Source organism: Bacillus sp. ChL18, assembly GCF_026241425.1.
GTDB lineage: Bacteria > Bacillota > Bacilli > Bacillales > Bacillaceae > Bacillus > Bacillus velezensis.
In genome coordinates this window covers 1-21,033 of sequence record NZ_JAPHWE010000007.1, presented here as the reverse complement: position 1 = coordinate 21,033, position 21,033 = coordinate 1, and the positions used below count along the sequence as shown (strand labels likewise).

Below are 21,033 nucleotides of genomic sequence, written 5' to 3'. Positions count from 1 at the left end.
CTCCAAGTTTTATTTGGGATAACAACTATCCGTTTTCAAACTTGAAGGTGTTATTTGTTTGTCTCATATTATGGGGTCAGTCCCTTTTTTATTTTCTCATTTTTCACGTAAAACCTTTTGGCAAAGCAAACAGAACTAATTGTAATAATAAGAAACTTCAAGGTGAGGTATTCATAGCTTGATATCTTATCCGTTAAACTCTGGAAAGAAATATGGAGTATTCGGCATACCAATAATCCTCTAATTAATCGGAGTTACTCTTAAAAAACATTGTATGAGACAATTTGAATATTGTAAAAATAAGTTATAAGAACTAATCAATAAAAGAATTTCATTGAAAAGATAACAAATATTAGGTATATTAGTAATTGTTAGGATTAGAGACGATGAGCTTTTTCTGATGCATACAGAGTCTAATATACTGGTTAATTTGCTTTTAATTGATATTAAATAGTAATTTGAAACATTTTGAAAAAAATGATATCAATCGTCATTTCATTCGGGGGGATAAAACAATGACTTTATTAAGTGCTATTCAAAAAAAAGCAAGTGAAGAAACCAAAGGAATTACGTTTGTTAAAAATAGAAAAAAAGAAAAGCGTGTATCATATAAAGAATTGTTGATGACGAGTTTGAGGATATTAGGTTTTTTACAAAGTAAAGGAGTTACTTATAAGGATGAGATAGTTTTTCAATTAAAAGATAATGAGGACTTCATCAATGTATTCTGGGCGGGAATACTTGGTGGTTTTATTCCAGTACCAGTTAATTCAGGTACCAACGATGAACATAAGTTGAAATTTTTTAAGGTTTGGGAAAAATTAAATAATCCTTATCTGATATGTGATATGGAACAATATGAGAATTTAATGAAATATGCACAGCATGCAGGAATAGATACTGTAAAAATACGCAATAGAGTAATTGATATTCAAGAAGTTTATAATTTCGAGGAAGAGGGCCTCATCCACGAGTGTACAGAAGATGATATTGCATTTGTACAGTTTTCTTCGGGTTCAACTGGTGACCCCAAGGGGGTTATATTAAAACACCGCAATATAATGGCAAATATAGATGGCATCATTACCAATGGTGAAATGAGTATGAGTGACAGTTTATTAACTTGGCTGCCTTTAACGCATGACATGGGGATTATTGGCTGTCATTTAGTACCGACATTTTTGAATATTAATCAAGTGCAGATTAATACAAATGATTTCATTAGAAGACCTACTCTATGGCTTGAGAAAGCCACTCAGCATAAATCAACTTTATTATTCTCTCCTAATTTTGGATACAGATATACCTTGAAATATATGAAAAAATTTTCAATGAACTATGATTTATCACATGTTCGGTTAATTATAAATGGTGCTGAACCAATTTCGGCTGACTTATGTGAAGAATTTTTATCTGAAATGAGTCAGTATGGTTTAAAAAAGAGAACGATGCTTCCATCATATGGACTTGCTGAGGCCTGTCTTGGTGTAGCTTCACCTAATCCATCTGAAGGAAAAATAATAGAGTGGGTCATTGATAGAAGAAAAATGAATATTGGTGATACCGTAGCTGTAATGGACAATGAAGAAAGTCGTTTTGCTACAGTTTTTATTGATGTGGGTTCCCCTATTAAACATACAGACGTGAGAATCACAGATAAAGAAAGAAATGTGTTAGGTGATAATACCGTAGGGTTTATTGAAATTCATGGTGCAAATGTTACTAGTGGATATTACAATATGCCGGATAAAACTAAAGAAGTATTAAGTGATGAAGGTTGGTTAAATACAGGTGATTTAGGTTTTATGCATAACGGAAGACTAATTGTTATTGGCAGATACAAAGACGTTATATTCTTAAACGGCCAAAATTTCTATGCGCATGATTTAGAAAGAATTATTCGAGATGTTGCCGGAATACCTTTAACTGAGGCAGAGGTTGCTATTGGCGGGGTCAGAAATTATAAAGAGCAGTCAGAGAAAGTAGTAGCATTTGTTAGATTTAGACAACCAATTGATAAATTCCTTGATGTTGAGCGAAATATAAAAAGAGAGTTAAATATAAAATTGGGAGTCAAGGTAGATCATGTAATTCCAATCAAACAAATTCCGAAGACCACAAGCGGAAAAATACAAAGATTTAATCTTGTTCAAAAGTTTGAAGAAGGTATATTTGATCCTGTAGTTAACGAAATAAAGAAAATAAAGCTCCAGCTTCAACAAAAACATAATGAAGAAATTGGACAGTTGGAGGGAAAATTACTTGACGTTTGTAAAGAGTTTATTCCAGACAGGGAATTTGGTATAAATGACAACTTTTTTGAAATAGGGATTGACTCTCTTACTTTGACTCAGATGTCATCAGAGTTGCAGAAATTATATACTGAAAAGATTACGATTGCTGATTTTTATGCAAATCCTACTATCAAAGAATTGGCTAGATACATAAAATACGGAGATTCATTGTCAGAAAAAAAGGAAAAGTGTATTAACAAGTTGTCTGTTCAAAATGAGGACGTAGCAATTGTTGGGATATCAGTAAGAGTAGCACATGCAACAGGACTAGACGAATACTGGGAATTAATTCGTAATGGATTAGAAGCAGTGAGAGAGTTACCTAATAATAGAAAAAATGACCTTTATGAATATTTAAAGAAAGAAGGACAAGCCACAGAAAACCTTGAATTCCAACAGGCCTCTTATCTAGATGAAATTGATAGCTTTGACTATAAATACTTCAATATACTTCCAGTGGAAGCCGTTTCCATGGCACCGGCTCAACGATTGTTTTTAGAAGAAGCTTCAAAAGCAGTAGAGGATGCGGGTTATTCGGGTGATAAATTGAAAGGGACAAAGACCGGAGTTTACGTAGGTTATATGAGTGATATGGATGGTTTTAAATATCAGCAAATTGTAAAAACATCTGAAGATTTTTCAACTCCAACAGGATATTTGTCATCTAATATTGCTGGGAGAGTCTCTTATTTTATGGATTTAAAAGGACCCAATTTAATGGTCGATTCAGCGTGTTCCTCTTCTTTAGTAGCACTGGATTTAGCCTGTAGGGGATTAAGGGACGGAAGCTGCGAGCAAGCAATCGTTGGCGGAATTAGATTAAAAACAATTCCTGTCGAAGACGGTTTTAAAGCTGGTTTTGAATCAGACGACTATCGAACCAGACCATTCGATAAAAACGGAAATGGAACAGGTGAAGGAGAAGGTGTCGTCGCTATAATGATTAAACCGCTAAGTGCAGCGGAAGCAGCAAAAGATCATATCTATGCTGTCATAAAGGGTACTGCAATTAACAATGATGGAACATCATTAGGATTATCTGCACCAAATCCAGCGGCACAAACAGCTGCTATTTTAGAAGCATTACAAAAGGCAGATGTGGATCCGAGCACTGTGAGTTATATAGAAGCACAGGGGACAGGAACACCTATTGGAGATCCAATAGAAATTCAAGGTTTAACCAATGCTTATGGAAGAAGCAATGGGAAACAATATTGTTCTATTGGTTCGGTTAGAGGAAATATAGGGCATCTATATGAAGCATCGGGACTATCTAGCTTGGTTAAATGCTGTTTAATGATGCAGCATAAAATCATTCCACCGTTAGCTAATTTTAAAGAAGCAAATAAAAATATTCAGTTTGAAAAAACACCATTCTTCCCAACTACTGTTGAAATGAAATGGGAGCCTGTTAAAGGCGTTAGAAGGTGTGGAATCAATAACTTTGGTTTTTCTGGGACAAATTGCCACGTCATCCTAGAAGAGTATTCAGTTAAGAAAGAATTTCATCCAGAAAGTCATACAGAATTGCCTCTCATTTTTACTATATCCGCAAAAAACAAACAAGTATTAAAACAACTTATTGAAAGTTATATCAGATCCCTTGAAAAGAATAAGGATATGAGGATTGAGGATATTTGTTACACCTCAAATGTAGCTCGTGAACATCATGAGATTAGAGCAGCCATCATAACAGATTCAATAAAAGATTTACTTAATAAACTAAAGAGGTTTACGTTTAAGACTGACCTTTCAACCAAAACATTCTATGGAATCCATAAAAGGTTGAAGGAATCTGCAGCATTTAAAAAAATCGGACAGTTAAGTAAGGATCAAGTTAGCCTGCTTAGCAAGAATGGAAATACTTTAATTTCTGAGATTGATAGAAATAACCGACTAATTCAATTGAATAGAATATCACAAATATATACAAGAGGAGCAGACCTTTCTTGGGAGGGCTTTTATAGTTTGTCCTATGTCAACAAAGTCAGTTTACCGTCTTATGAATTTCAGAAGCTGAGATGCTGGCCATCCTTTACATACAATGAGAAGGTTTTAAATTAAACCGTACTTGATGTATAAGATATACGTAAATATCTGCCAGTGTTTTTCCGGTATATAGAATTTAACGGAAATAATCGAATTATAAGGTTTCGAAGCCTAGTATTTAAGGGATAGCCATTGTGTAAAGAGTATTCTCTGTCAAAATCATTTGATTATCCCTTTTGAAAAATCAGATTTGTCACCTCTAGATGGTTAACACAAAGAGGGTAGGGGGCAGAAAATGAAAACTAAAAATTTAAATGAAACTCTGGATGAATTACTTACTATCGTCTCAAAAATAACTAAAATAAATAAGAGTGAAATCGATATAAATCAAAACCTTGTAGAAATGGGCATGGATTCTATTGTATTTACTAAAATAAATTACTCTATCATACAACATTTCAGTGTAGAAATTCCTTTTTCAAAAGTATATGAAGAATTAACCGACCTATATAAAATAGCCGAATACCTTTCGGAGAAAACAAAATATCAGTCGATTTTAAATGAGACAACTCAACCTTTGAAAATAGGGGAAATAGAGGAGTCCACAACTGTTATAAAAGCCGACAAAGAGACTATAATTCAAGAAACATCCAACAGATATAAAGATATCCATGAACTCATCACCAAAGTAAAAGCCAGAACAAAATCAAAAGACATTAAAAGAGAAGCTGATGAAGCATTCCTTTGTGAGATTCCACTTACGAAAGAACAGGAGAGTATTCTCGTACAACATGATTTATCGGAAAAAGCTTTTAACGAATCGATTGCTTTAAGAATTCATGGGAAAATTAATATATCTTTTTTAGAAAAAGCTATTAATAAAGTAGTTGAGAGACATGAATCTCTTCGGACTAAAATCAATAAAGAAGCAAGAATGCAGCAACTTTTAAAGGAACAATTCATACCCTTAAAAGTTGTCAAGGATTCTGGATTATATACGAATCAAATTGTTACGGAGTTTGCAGAACAGCCTTTCAAATTATCTGAGAGTCTATTTAGGGCGCTGCTGGTAGAAGAGGCAGAAAATCAATCTGTTTTCGTACTTGTAATTCACCATATCATTGCGGATGGCTGGTCAATTGGCGTTTTGTTAAATGAAATCACAGAAATATATAACAGTATATCAATTGGTGACATGCCGAAAATGGATGATCCACTTCAATTCAGAGAATTCATCCAAGTAAGGGATGAATGGCTGTGTATGAATGAAGATAAAGGAACGACATTTAGAGAAAAATATCATTCGAAAACCGATAATTTTATGGACCTGAATTTTAATCATGAACCAAAAAGTAAGGAATATGTCGGAGCTAGGCTAGATTTAATTGAAAATAAAGAAACATTTGATCAAGTTAGAAAAATTTCAGCAAAGAACAATATGAGTTTTTTTCATACCATGTTTTCTTCTTTTATAGCACTTATCAGTAAGGTTAGCCAAAGTCAGCATATATCCATTGGTGTTCCTTTTGCAGGTCAAAATATTATAAATATTGATAATCTCATAGGAAACTGTGTAGAGATGATAGGGGTTCATTTAGATGTCGAAGAAACGGATGACCTGGTTAGCCTTTCACAGAAAGTATCTCAATTTTTTAAAGAATTAAACGAATCAAGTTACCTTCATAAACAAAATGCGGAGCAGAGTTACAATGTAGTTTTTAATATGATTAAAAATGTTAATAATAGCTTTAATGAAACAGAGTGCGAGTTTTATCCTATTACAATAAGTGAGAGCAAATATGACTTGTTTTTGACCATTATTGAATTTAATAGTCAAGTGATCTTGCGATTTGATTATAACAAAGAGGTTTTATCTGACAAAACAATCACTAGATGGGCAGGCTATTTTAAGGGAATACTAAAAGCGATAATAGAGGAAGATCTGACTGTTATTTCCGAGATGAATGTAGTCTCAAATGAAGAAGAAGTTAATATATTAAGCCATTTCTCCTCTTTTTCATATGAATACATTAATAGTCTTGCAGGAATAAACTTAAGTCAATATGGACTATCAAATGGAGAAGAAGCTAAAGTATTTATCCTAGATCAGAATATGCAGTTACTGCCTACAGGAATGGTAGGAGAAATTTATATTGGACCGAATACCACAGAAATTTATAATACAAACCTGTTAGGCAAAATAAATGAGGAAGGTCAGTTAACTGTACTTGGAGAAGAAGAAAAACAATTCGTATTAAAGGGCAGAAAAGTAAGTTTATATAAAATTGAAGAACATATAAGAAGAAATTCCAAAATTAAAGATGTTTTATGTGAATATGATCCACAGAAATTAGAGCTGATAGCCTACATTATACTTAATGAGACGATAAATGACGCAAGTGAACTTGTTAAAGGCTTGAGAAAGAGTTTACCAGCGTTTATGATCCCCACTGCTTTTATCAAAGTAAGCAATCTAGAAAACAGAGCAGACAGTGTAATACTAGATTTTTATGAGCAGTTGACTGATACGGAAAAGAAACTAATACCATTATGGAAAGATATATTAGATTTGAGAAATGTTACTACGGAAGACCAATTTTTTGAACTAGGTGGCAATTCTCTTAAAGCAATGAAATTAATAGCAAGTATAGAAAGAGATTTTAATAAAAGTATACAAATTAAAGAACTATTTACAGAGCCCACCATAAAGAATTTAGCCGCAATTATTGACGCTACAGCCGTAAATCCGAGCGAACAGATTGAAATAACAAATCTTAGCTCAAAAGAATTTTACCCATTATCTTCAGTACAAAAAAGAATGTATATGCTTCATAAATTAGACCCAGCAAGTTTAAATTACAATATCTCCACAGCTATAGAAATAGAAGGAAAAGTAAACGTCAGGAAGTTACAGGGTGCTATCCATAACATTATCAAAAGGCATGAAAGCTTACGAACATACTTTGATGAAGTGAATGGAAAGCTAGTTCAAAAAATAGAAGAACCTTTTAAACTAAACGTTCAATACTCACAAAACGAGGATTTCATGAACGAGAAGGAATTTCTTGATAAAGAGGTAAATAATTTTATAAAACCTTTTGATTTGAATGTGTTACCGCTTATGAGAGTCAAGATAGTTAAGCTTGAACAGAATAAGCATGTTTTACTGCTAGATGCTCACCATATTATATTTGACGGGGCAAGCGCAGTGGTATTTTTACATGAATTATTAGCTGATTACAATGAATTGGAAATACCTGCGCCTAAAGTGCAATACAAGGATTATATGCTCTGGAAAAGTCAAGTTGCTACCAAAGCAGAAAAAGACAAAAAGGAAAAATTTTGGCGATCGCTTTATCAGAATAATGTTCCTGTTCTTACTATAGAAACTGATTTTCCTAGGCCTGTAAAGCAAACTTTTAATGGAAATAACATTTCATTCGTTCTGGATGAAAATGTTGGTGATCAAGTTGAAAAATTATGTTTAACCAATAAAGCGACGCCTTACATGTTCTTTTTAGCCGCTTTGAATGTTCTCCTAGCTAAATATTCAAATCAAGAAGATATAGTAATTGGTACTGCTATTGAAGGAAGAAACCATCTCGATATTAATAATTTAATTGGAATGTTTGTAAATACCATTCCACTTAGAAATCAACCTGAACCTCACCATTCCTTCATTGAATTTTTAAGTCTTGTAAAAGAAGGTACTTTAAATGCATTTGAACATTCAGATTATTCTCTTGAAGAGCTGCTTGAATTAGTTGATGTAGATAGAAGTGCAGGTAGAAACCCACTATTTGATGTGCTTTTTACTTTCCAAAATAATCTTATGAAAGAATTTAATTTTAGAGATCTGGACATTAAGAGTTATGAAATAAAAAAAGAAGGCTCTAAGGTTGATTTATTTTTTGAAATTAGCCAAGAAAAACAATTTCAATGCAACATTGAATACAATTCTGACCTTTTTACCAAAGAAACCATCGAAAGGATGGTTGAGCATTTCAAACAAATCGTGGCCAGTATCTGTCGGAATCCAGACGCGAATTTATCTGAAATAGAAATGATTACGGAAGCGGAAAAGCAACTGATGCTGCATGATTTTAAGGTAACAAAGGCGGATTATCCAAAAGAAAAGACTATTGTGGAATTATTTGAGGAACAAGCTGCTAAAAATTCAGATCGCATCGCTGTAAAATTTGAAACAGAAGCATTAACATATAACGAGCTTAATCAAAGAGCTAATCAGCTGGCGCGTGTCTTACGGGAGAAAGGTATAAAGGATGAGTCAATAGTTGGGCTGATGGTAGGTAAGTCGCTTGAATTAGTTGTAGGAATATTGGGGATTTTAAAGGCCGGAGGAGCCTATTTGCCGATTGATCCGAAACTCCCGGAAGATCGTAAAGACTATATGATAAAAGATTCAGGACTGGAATTATTAATTACCTCCAACACGTATAAAAGAACAGAGGTTGAATCAATAATCATTAGTCTTGAAGATCATTCAATATTTAAAGGTCCAAGTGGAAACCTTCCATTAATAAATAAATCGAAGGATTTAGCTTATATCATATATACATCGGGTACCACAGGTCATCCCAAAGGTGTCATGGTCGAACACCGAAATGTAGTTAGCCTTATGATCAATGATCAAATGGAGTTCGATTTTTCAGATAAAGATGTCTGGACGATGTTCCACTCTCCATCTTTTGACTTTTCTGTATGGGAGATGTATGGAGCCTTACTCTATGGAGGAAAGTTGGTCATTGTTTCTGATTTGACAGCAAAAGAAACTGCGAAATACTTATCCTTATTAAAAGGTGAAAAAGTAACAGTATTAAATCAAACACCTACTGCTTTTTACAACTTAATGAAGATAGAGCTTCAGAACTTTTCAAAGGAATTATGTCTAAGTTACATCATTTTTGGTGGAGAAGCTTTAAAGTCGACCACGCTGGATGAATGGCTAAAAAAATACCCTGAGACCAAACTGATCAACATGTATGGAATCACTGAAACGACAGTACATGTGACATTTAAGGAAATAGGGGAAAAGGAAGTGAGAGATGGAGCAAGTAATATAGGGAAACCTATTCCTACCTTAACAACTTTAATTGTTAACAAGAATTTAAATGTTCAGCCAATCGGTATCCCTGGGGAGTTGTGTGTAAGCGGAGCAGGTGTAACCCGTGGGTATCTCAACAGAGAGCAACTGACAAAAGAAAGATTTGTTCAAAATCCATATGCTGATAATGAAAAAATGTATAGATCTGGTGATCTAGTGAAATTACTGCCTAATGGAGAAATTGAATATATGGGTAGGATAGATCATCAGGTGAAAATCAGAGGTTTTAGAATAGAGCTCGGAGAGATTGAAAATCGGTTGGTCAGTCATGAATGTATTAAGGAAGCAGTCCTGATAGCAAAGGAAGATGAACAAAATCAAAAATATCTATGTGCTTATATCGTTTGTCAAAAAGCTTTAGATAAATCCGAATTGAAAAATTACCTTAAGGAGAGCCTTCCGGATTACATGATCCCATCCTACTTTATGGAGATGAATAAAATTCCGTTGACGAATAATGGAAAGGTGAATCGGAATGCATTGCCGGAACCAGATGATTCTGGGCTTATCACAAGTAATTATGAGGTTCCTCAAACAGCTATTCAGAAAGAACTAGCAACTATTTGGATAAAAGTATTAAAAGTGAACTCGGTTGGAATTCATGATAATTTCTTTAATCTTGGCGGCCATTCTCTGAAAGCAACAGTTGTTATCAGTGAAATTCATAAAGTATTTCATATTGAGGTTCCATTGAAGCAATTCTTTATGAATCCAACAATCTTGGGGTTGAGCAGTTACATTGAAACGACCGCCGAGGATCCCTATGAAACGATTGAGCCTTCTATTGAAAGGGATTTTTATGAAACATCCTCTGTTCAAAAACGCATGTACACCTTTCAGCAAGTTGAGAAAACGAGCACTGCTTATAATATGCCGGGGATTTTAAAACTTGAGGGAGAAGTACATCATGAAAAATTAGAAAATGCTTTTAAACAGCTTGTCCAAAGGCATGAAGGGTTGCGAACTTATTTTGAGACTGTGGACGGAGAAATTGTACAAAAGGTTCAATCTTTTCAGCAATTCTGTTTGGAGCGCGAAAAGATTAGAGAAACGGACATATCTGAAATAGTGAAGACATTTATCCAACCGTTTGAGTTAGATAAAACACCTTTGTTCAGGGTAAAAATTTTGGAAAATAATAATGGTGAATATTTATTTATTGATATGCATCATATCATCTCAGATGGGGTGTCCATGAGCATCTTTATTAAAGAACTGACAAAACTCTACAACGGTGAAATATTAAAACCTTTGAGATTACAGTATAAGGATTTCTCACAATGGCAAAATGCATTTCTTCTATCAGGAGGGCTGGAGAAGCAGGCGCTATATTGGAAGAATCGATTCCAAGGGAATGTTCCCGTACTTCATTTGCCATATGATTATGAGAGGCCATCAAAGCAAAGCTTCATAGGAGAGAAAATCTTTTTCCAATTAGATGAAAAAACCACAGCAGGACTTAAGAATGTGGCAAAAGAACAGGAAGTTACACTGCATATGCTCTTATTGACTGCTTTCAATATACTTTTATCAAAATATAGCGGGCAGGAGGATATTGTCGTAGGAGTACCAGTTGCAGGGAGGACTCATGCAGATCTACAAAATATCATAGGAGTATTTGTTAATACACTTGCAATAAGAAATCTACCAGTTAAAGAAAAGGTTATAAAAGATTTCATTATGGAAGTAAAAGAAAATTCTATCCAAGCTTATGACAACCAAGGTTATCAGCTTGAAGAATTAATTAGAGCTATTTCACTTAAGCGGGAACAAGGACGAAATCCCTTATTTGATGTGCTGTTTGATATGACGGACGCAGATATTTATTCAGACATTAAATTAAATGACGGAATTTTAAAACCAAAAATATTTGAAAATGGGATTGCAAAGTTTGATCTAATGCTTGTGGGATTAGAGAGAAAGCAAAATATAGAGATGTATTTTGAATACTCTTCACAGTTATTCAAGAAGACAACAATAGATAGAGCTATAAGAGATTTTAAAACAATTATTAATAATATAACCACAAATTTAGAAATTACTTTAAGCCAGATCTCGATTAGAACAGAAGAAGAGAAAGAGTTTCTATTACGAGAGGAAAAAGTTTTAGATGAGTTCAAAGATCAAGATTTCTCATTCACTTTTTAAGGCAAGAAAGATGGCCCTTTAAAGGTAAAAAAAGGAGGGGCAAAAATAATTATTTGTCCCCCTGCTTTATTAATAACCTGTTTAATGTTTAAAGGTATCTTCAAGAATGGAGGATGGGATATGAGCGTTAATAAGCAAGAGGCTTTACTACATAAAGAGGAAGACTCAAGAAGATACTGGGAGAGTTTAGATATAGCAAATGAGAAAAAAGTTGAACTCCCTCATGATTTTTTAAAAATAGAAGACTACAAAAAATCTACTACCTCATTTTCTATAGAAGAAGCTCTGAAACAAAAAATGGTTGTAATGACTAAAGGAAATGATTTTCCGCTATTTTCAGTGTTTTTAGCTGCTTTACATATACAATTGTACAAATATACAGGTAAAACTGAAAGTATATTAGGCATTCCCATATATATAGCAAACATGCAAAAAAATGATATCGAGTTTAATAAAGTCTTACCCTATATAAAAGAGGTGGATAAAAACTCTAATGTAAAGACTTTAATTATGCAGGTAAGAGATAGAATTATAGAAACCTATAAACATAAGGACTTAAATATAGATAACATGTTAAAGGGGTTAGGATTGGCAGAAAATACTTTGGAACTTACTCCTGTTAGTATGGCTTTAAACACCCTTCACTCACCTGATTTCGTGAATTATATATGTGATTCACCTAAAAATGAAATAACAATATATATTATAAAGAAAGATAATACACTTGGTTTTGATCTTATCTATAATGCCAATGTATTTAAGAAATCTACGATCGAAGCATTTGGAAATAGATTTATAATGATACTCCAAGAAATTGTTCATAATGTTGATGTGCAAATAAAAGATGTAGAAATTATTACAGATGAGGAAAAAAATCAAATCTTAAATCAATTTAACGAAAGAGCTATTCCATTTCCAAAAAACAAAACCATACAGGAATTGTTTGAAGAGGAAGCAGCGAAACAACCAGATCAAATTGCAACTGTATGTAAGGATACAAGACTTACCTATAAAGAGCTAAATGAAAAAGCGAATGCACTTGCAAGACTATTAAGAGAAAAAGGTATAAAACCCGAATCTATTGTTGGACTTATAGTAGACAGGTCAGTGGAGATGGTAGTAGGGATGCTGGGTATCCTTAAGGCTGGGGGAGCATACCTGCCAATTGATCCTTCATATCCACCTGATAGAATTGATTATATGCTTAAAAATAGTAAGTCTGAGATAGTAGTCACCCAGCGATCGATAAATGATCATTTAGATTATGACGTAACAAAAATATATTTAGATGAAAATTTCACTTATTCTAAATCACATTTAAATTTGGAGCCTATTAATAATGCAGAAAACTTAGCATATGTAATCTATACTTCTGGTTCTACTGGGAAACCTAAAGGGGTACCTATTCATCACAGAAGTGTAATCAATATTTCATCCTGGTTAGGGCGCATTTGTAAAATAAATGAAAACAAAAATGTTTTACAAAATACCAGCATTTCTTTTGATGCTTCAGTTGTAGAGATTATTTCCCCACTTTTAAGTGGAGGAACACTTTATATAACAACTGAAAATGAGAAATTCAATAGGGAAAAGTTTAGAGAGTTTGTACAGAAAAATCAAATTAACATCATTCAATTAGTACCATCAAGCCTTCAGGAATTTATATTAGATGGGGAAAAATTGGAGAGTGTTAACGTGTTGATGAGTGGAGGCGAAGCCCTTCCGCAATCTATAAAGCAAGAAATTATTACATTGGGGTATGACCTATACAACTGTTATGGGCCGACTGAAACGACAGTAGATTCAATCACAGCAAAATGCGATAACAGCGAATATGTTGTGATTGGAAAGCCGATTGACAATACTCAAGTGTATATTATGAATTTTGACAGTCAACTTCAACCAGTAGGGATACCTGGAGAGTTATGTATAGGTGGAGAAGGAGTCTCTAAAGGGTACTTAAACAGACCCGATTTAACTGTTCAAAAATTTGTCTGTAACCAGTTTAATCCTGGAACTAAACTGTATAAAACTGGTGATATGGCTAAATGGAAAGAAGATGGGACTATTGAGTATTTAGGGAGAATAGACCATCAAGTAAAAATTAGAGGATTTCGAATTGAGCTAGGAGAGATTGAGAACAAGCTCTTGCAATTCAAAGAGATAAAACAGGCTGTCGTGTTATCAGGCGATGATGACAGCATAGGTAAATATCTATGTGCATACATAGCAGGAAATAAAAAGATCGACACCATGCAATTAAGAGATTCATTGAAAAAGAGTTTGCCCCATTATATGGTGCCTTCTTATTTTATTCAACTTGAAAAAATACCCACCACTCCTAATGGGAAGCTCGATAGAAAAGCACTGCCCAAACTAAATTTAGAACATCTTACAAATAATGGATATGAAGCGCCAAATAATAAAAAAGAACAAATGTTATCACAGATATGCTGTGAAGTATTAGGGATTAAGAAAATTGGAATGAATAATGACTTCTTTGAGCTTGGCGGTGACTCCATAAAGGCAATTAGAATCAACTCTAAGTTGCAAAAATATGGGTATAAATTGGAAGTGAAAGAGATTTTTAATAACAGTAATCTTAAATCTATTGCTTCTAAAATCAAAAAAAACGAAACAATTATTAATCAAGAGCCAGTCACTGGGGATGTTCCATTAACGCCCATCCAACACTTGTTTTTCAAACAAAATATTTCTAATAATCATCATTGGAATCAAGCAGTTATGCTGTTTCGCGAAGATGGATTTCAAGAAGATATTATCAGAATGGTTTTTGAACAAATAGTCATTCATCATGACGCTCTAAGAATGCAATATAAAAGAGATAATAATAAAATTAAACAGTTTAACAGGGGAATAGAGAAAGCAAGTTTAGTTTCTATAAAAACTTATGATTACCTTGCTGTGAACTATTTTGAAGATGAAATAAAGGAAAAATGCAATGAGATTCAAAGCAATATTGATTTAGAAAACGGTCCTCTTGTGAAATTAGCACTATTTAAGACCAGCAAAGGAGATCATCTATTAATTGCCATTCATCACTTAGTGGTAGACGGAGTTTCTTGGAGAATACTTCTTGAAGATTTTTCTGAGGGATATAGTCAAGTAACACGAGGAGAAAATGTAAAGTTCCAAACTAAGTCGAACTCGTTTAAGGAATGGGCGGAATACTTACAAAAGCAAATTAAAACTCCAGAACTTTTAGAGGAGTTTCAATATTGGGATGAAATCGAGAAAATTAAAGTGAAACCCTTGCCTTCAGATTATTCATGCAGTGAAGAGGACAATAAGTTTAAATACTTTAAAGAGGTAACGATTGAATTAAGTGAAGAAGAAACAGAGGACTTATTGAAAAAAGCCAACAGAGCTTACAACACTGAAATAAATGATTTATTAATAACAAGTCTTGGTTTAACAATAAATGAGTGGACTTCAGAAGAGCAAATCATACTTAATCTCGAAGGACATGGAAGAGAGATTTTACAAGGCGATATTGATATTAATAGAACGGTTGGCTGGTTTACCGCTCAGTTCCCATTGTTGATAAGTGAAAAAAACATTAGTATTTCCGACTCGTTAAAGAGAGTAAAAGAAAGTTTAAGGCGTATCCCAAACAAGGGAGTGGGCTATGGTCTTTTAAAATATATGGGTCCAGTGAACAATTGGAATAATCGTGAGCCAGAGATCGGTTTTAACTATTTAGGACAGTTTGATGATTCCATAAAAGAAGAAATAATTGAGATTTCTAAACTATCTACTGGAAATAATATGAGTTTAGAAGGAAAGCGAATAAATCAAATTGATATTAATGGAATGATCACTAAGAAAAAATTAAGCTTTACATTCTTATACAACTCCAAAAGATATCGGGATAGCACCATGTCTAATTTAGCAGTCAGATACAAGAGAAATCTCTTAGATGTCATAGAACATTGTAAAAATAAAGGCTCGGTTGAATTTACGCCATCTGATTATTCAGATAAAAGACTAACAATAGAAGAGTTAGATAGCTTAAGAGAGACATATGAAATGCATGGAAATTGTAAAATATCTGACATTTATGCTCTTTCTCCAATGCAGGAGGGAATGCTTTTCCACTCTCTTATGGATCAACGGTCTTCCGCATACTTTGATCAAACTTCATATTTGGCTATAGGACATCTTGATATTGAATTGATGCAGAAGAGTTTTGATGTTTTGGTAAGTAAATATGACATCTTGAGAACAGTTATCGCCAATAAAAATCTCAATAATCCAAGACAAATTGTTATGATGGAAAGGGAATCCAGAATATTCTATAAAGATTTAACAAATATGAACGAGAATGATAGAAGTGCTTTTGTGAAAAAGTTTGAACTAGCGGATAGAAAAAATGTCTTTAATTTAAGTAAAGATTTGCTTATGAGAATATCGATACTAAAGGTAAATAAGGAAAGTTATAAAGTAATATGGAGTACTCACCATATACTGACAGACGGTTGGAGCAAATGGATTTTAATGAGGGACTTCTTTGAAATCTACGCTAACTTAAAGAACGGTAGACATTTAGATTCTAATAACGTCAAACAATATGTTCATTATATTAATTGGCTGCAACAACAAAATAGTGGTAAAGCAAAATTATATTGGGATGAATATTTAAAAGGTTATGATACATCTATGGAGCTCCCGGCAATTACTAAAACGTCTAAAACAAGGTCCAATGAATATTTACCAAAAGAAGTTCAGTTCAAAATAGATAGCAAGTTGATAACAGAAGTAGAGAGAATATCCAAATTAAACAAGACTACTATGAATACTGTAATGCAGGCCATTTGGGGGCTTCTTCTTCAAAAATATAACAACACGAATGATAGTGTATTTGGATCAGTTGTATCAGGAAGAAATCATAGAGTGGACGGTATCGAAGATATGGTCGGATTATTTATTAATTTGATACCTGTCAGGATTAAATGCAGTGAAAGCAGCACTTTTGAAGAAATTTTAAGAGAAACTCAAAGAAATGCATTAGAATCTGAGCAATATGATTACTGTCCTCTGGCAGATGTCCAATCACTTACGGATCTTAAAAATCAATTGATAACTACTAAATTGACATTTCAAAATTTCTATATCGATGAAAAATTAAGGAATTTTGATTTCCTAACTGAATTAGGATACAGCGTTGAATATGTAAGTGGAGTCGAGCAAACGAATTACGATTTTAATGTTAAAGTAGTGCCTTCTGAAGAGTTTAACATAACGTTTTCTTTTAATGGATATGTGTTTGATGAGGAAACTGTAACGAATATAAAAAACCATTTCATTAGAATGATGGAAATCATTTCAGAAGACCCCACAGTCAACATTTCGGAGATTGATATCACGATAGACAATGAACGGCACCAACTCTTAGAAGAGTTTAATGATACACAAGCAGATTATGACAGAGAAAAAACACTACAGGAGCTATTTGAAGACCAAGCGGATAAACGCCCTGATCATATAGCGGTGAAGTTTAGAGATCATTATCTTACGTACCGGGAACTCAATGAGAAGTCGAATCAGCTCGCAAGAGTGCTGCGTCAAAAAGGAGTAACCCGGCATTCAATTGTCGGACTCATGACAGAAAATTCCCTTGAAATGATGGTAGGCATCCTTGGGGTATTGAAATCTGGAGGAGCTTATCTGCCGATCGATCCGTCCCATCCTGAAGACAGGGTTCATCACATGATGAAAGACGCTGAGATTGAGGTCTTAGTAACAACAGATGAGTATGCACAGAGATTTCCGTTTGAAGGAACGACAATAGTTATTTCAGATCCAAATATCTTTACAGGCGATAAAACCAATGTGGATATCATTAATCAAAGCGGTGACTTGGCGTATGTGATTTATACATCAGGTACGACTGGGCGGGCAAAAGGAGTCATGGTCCCGCATTCAAGCTTGATCAATTATTGCCAAGCGATGATAAAGAAAGCGGACATTACGTCTAATGATGAGACAGCCTTACTGTCGTCGTACGCATTTGACTTGGGATATACCGCAGTGTATACCGCCTTAATCAGCGGCATCACCCTGCATATTTTGTCAGAAGACATGTATAGAGATCCTGATCAGCTGATTGAATACGCCAAAACATGTACGTATCTCAAAATGACACCTTCGCTGTTTTCAATCATGATCCATTCTGAAAAGATTAAAAGTATTGCGGAAACAGGCAGGCTCCGGCTGATTATATTAGGTGGTGAATCGGTCAACAAGAACGATTTAAGGCGGTTTAGTTCATTAGATCTTAATCATTCGATCCGCCTCATTAATCATTATGGACCGACGGAAAGTACAATCGGCTGTGTGGCGGGAGAGATCAATCTTGATCAAATCGATGAATTCTCCAACGTAATCGGTAAGCCATTGGACAATATCCAAGCCTATATTCTTGATCCGCATCAGAACCTTGTGCCAGTCGGGGTTCCGGGCGAATTATATATCAGCGGCGACGGAGTGGCAAAAGGGTATGTGAACAACTCTGAATTAACGGAAGAAAAGTTTATCCAAAGTCCGTTTGAGCCAGGAAAAAGAATGTACAAGACGGGAGATTTGGTGAAAAGACTGTCCGATGGCCGAATTGAATTTATCGGAAGACTAGACAGTCAAGTGAAGATAAGAGGATACCGGATCGAGCTCGGAGAGATTGAAAATGTCCTATTAAGCCATCCGGAAATCAAAGAAGCAGCAGTCATTAATAGAGACAATGAAGCTGGGGAAGCCTATTTGACAGCATATATAGCAGGAAATAGTGTTCTTGATATAACAGAAATTCGAAGCTATGTAAAAGACCGCCTGCCTCATTATATGGTCCCGGTGTATTTTATGGTGCTAGATCAGATGCCATTGACCAAGAATGGGAAGATTAACCGGGAGCAGCTGCCTGAACCGGATAGCAGCAGCATGGCGTCAGCAGATTACGCAGCTCCGGAGAATGATGTCCAGGAAACCTTGGCCAGCGTATGGTCAGATGTTCTCGGAGTAGAAAAAATCGGAATTCATGACAACTTCTTTGATTTAGGCGGTCATTCTTTAAAAGCGACGATTTTAATAAGTAAAATTCACAAATACTTTGACGTGGAAATACCATTAAGTGAGTTGTTTGAATTTCCTACGATCAAACATATAAGTACTTATATTGAAAAAAGTACTAAGCGTATATATCGAACGATTGATCCTTGTGAAGAAAATGAATACTACGAAACTTCTTCTGCACAAAAAAGAATGTATATGATGCAAAAAATGGAAAAAGGTACCCTTTATAACATGCCGATGATTTGTGAATTAGAAGGAGAAATTGACGAACAGAAGATTGAAAGTGCATTTCACAAATTAGTAACAAGACATGATTCACTTCGAACGTATTTTGATCAAATAGATGGTGAAATTGTTCAGAAGGTTCAAGCTGATAATTCTTTTGTAATTGAGAAAGAATATAGAACAGATTTGGTTGCTGAAGATATATTGCAGGCTTTTATAAGAAGCTTCGAACTAGAAGAAGCCCCGCTATTTAGAGCAAAACTTATTATTTCAAAAGAGAAAACTTACTTATTAGTTGATATGCATCATATTATTAGTGACGGAGTTTCCATTCGAATTTTAATAAAAGAGTTTATGAAGCTATATAATGGTAACGAATTAAAGCCTTTAAGATTGCAATACAAGGATTTTACAGCATGGCAGAATAGATTCCTAGAAACAGACGAACTCAAAATACAAAAACAGTACTGGATTCAACAATTTAAGGATGATATTCCGGTTTTAAATCTGCCATACGACTTTGAAAGACCTCTTATGAAAAGTTATGAGGGCAGTATAAGAACGTTTTATTTAGACAAAGCACAAAGCAAATCTGTACGCAGTATTGCAAGAGAAACAGGCAGTACTATGTATATGGTTATGTTAACAGCCTTCCATATCCTGCTTTCAAAGTACAGCGGACAGGAGGATATTGTGATAGGGACTCCTATCGCTGGGCGAGCACATGTTGAACTTCAAAACATGATAGGTATGTTTGTGAATACGTTGGCGCTAAGGAATAAAGCAGACAGAACCTTAAGTTTTAAAGAGTTTTTAAACACTGTAAAACAAAATTCTATTCTTGCTTATGAGAATCAAAGTTATCAATTTGAAGAATTGATTGATACCGTTCAGGTGAAGCGAAACACAGGTAGACATCCATTATTCGATGTCATGTTTAGTATGAGTAGTGAAGAATTAGAAAAGGACTTAATTACAAAGAATTTCAGATTAAAGAGACTAAATACAAAAAGTAATATATCAAAATTCGATTTAACATTGCATGTAGTAGAAAATGAAAGCACTCTTCTTTACTCAATTGAATATTGTACTAAATTATTCAAAGAGGAAACGATTGATAGAATGATTTTTCATTTGAACCAAATATTAAAAACAGCAAGTGATAATCTAAATATTTTAATCTCTTCTATAGATATCATGACAGAGCCTGAAAAGGTGTACTTTTTAGAAACCTTAAACAATACAGCGAGAGAGTATCCTAAAGAGAAAACCCTTCATCAGCTGTTTGAGGAACAAGCAGAGAAAAGTCCTGACCAGACTGCTTTGGTGGCGGAAGGTCACTCGCTTACTTATAAAGAACTCAATGAAAAGGCCAATCAGGCTGCAAGAGTACTTCGGCAGAAAGGTGTTCAACCGGAGACGGTTGTAGGACTCATGACGGAAAGATCATCCGAAATGATCATTGGTCTGCTGGGGGTTTTGAAAGCGGGGGGAGCGTATCTTCCAATTGATCCTGCTCATCCTGCTGATCGTATCAGTACGGTTCTGTCAGATGCGAAAGTGGATTTATTAGTAACGTATGGAGACATTCCGCATGCTATGTCTTTCACAGGGCAGGTCCTTAATTTGAAGGATCGTTCTATTTATCAAGGGGAGAAAACGAATCTTGATGTGGAAATGACCAGCCGTCATTTAGCGTATGTCATCTATACATCCGGTTCCACCGGAACTCCGAAAGGAGTGATGGTTGAACACCAACAGGTGAACAACTTCATCCATGGCATGGTCAACGAAACACATCTAGATAGCTATAAAAGCATTTTATGTGTAACAACGCTTTCCTTTGACATCTTTGGTCTGGAGACATTGGCTCCATTAACGCAGGGCTTGACTGTCGTCATATCCAGTGAAGCGGAAAGCAGAGAAGGGAAAAAGCTCGCTGCCCTTATAGAGGAACATAAGGTAGAGGTGATGCAGAGCACTCCGACCCGATTAAAAATGCTGATGGAGAATGATCGATTCAAGCATACCATGAAAAACTTGAAGACTCTTTATGTAGGAGGAGAAGCACTTCCTGAAACGCTGTGGAATGAAGTAAAAGAGTATGGATTGCCTGTTTTTAATATGTACGGTCCAACAGAAACGACCATTTGGTCGACAGTGAAA

The 21,033-nt window shown here is 34.6% G+C and carries 3 protein-coding genes; all 3 read left to right on the top strand.

What is annotated here, in order from left to right; translation table 11 throughout:
• Positions 1-515 precede the first annotated feature (515 nt).
• Positions 516-4,358 carry a beta-ketoacyl synthase N-terminal-like domain-containing protein gene (locus OQ477_RS20420; protein ID WP_265973575.1) on the top strand — a complete coding sequence of 1,281 codons (3,843 nt, stop codon included), beginning with the start codon at positions 516-518 and terminating at the stop codon, positions 4,356-4,358.
• A 220-nt stretch (positions 4,359-4,578) separates the two neighbouring features.
• The gene (locus OQ477_RS20415) at positions 4,579-11,556 is read left to right on the top strand and encodes a non-ribosomal peptide synthetase (RefSeq protein WP_265973574.1); all 6,978 of its coding nucleotides are present in this window, start codon (positions 4,579-4,581) and stop codon (positions 11,554-11,556) included.
• Positions 11,557-11,676: 120 nt separating this feature from the next.
• On the top strand, positions 11,677-21,033 hold a 9,357-nt coding region (locus tag OQ477_RS20410), incomplete at its 3' end, for a non-ribosomal peptide synthetase (protein ID WP_265973573.1).

What these genes read in the sequence shown, in the direction of transcription:
- OQ477_RS20420 (WP_265973575.1), top strand. Translation starts at nt 516, where the DNA reads ATGACTTTATTAAGTGCTATTCAAAAAAAAGCAAGTGAAGAAACCAAA.
- OQ477_RS20415 (WP_265973574.1), top strand. Translation starts at nt 4,579, where the DNA reads ATGAAAACTAAAAATTTAAATGAAACTCTGGATGAATTACTTACTATC.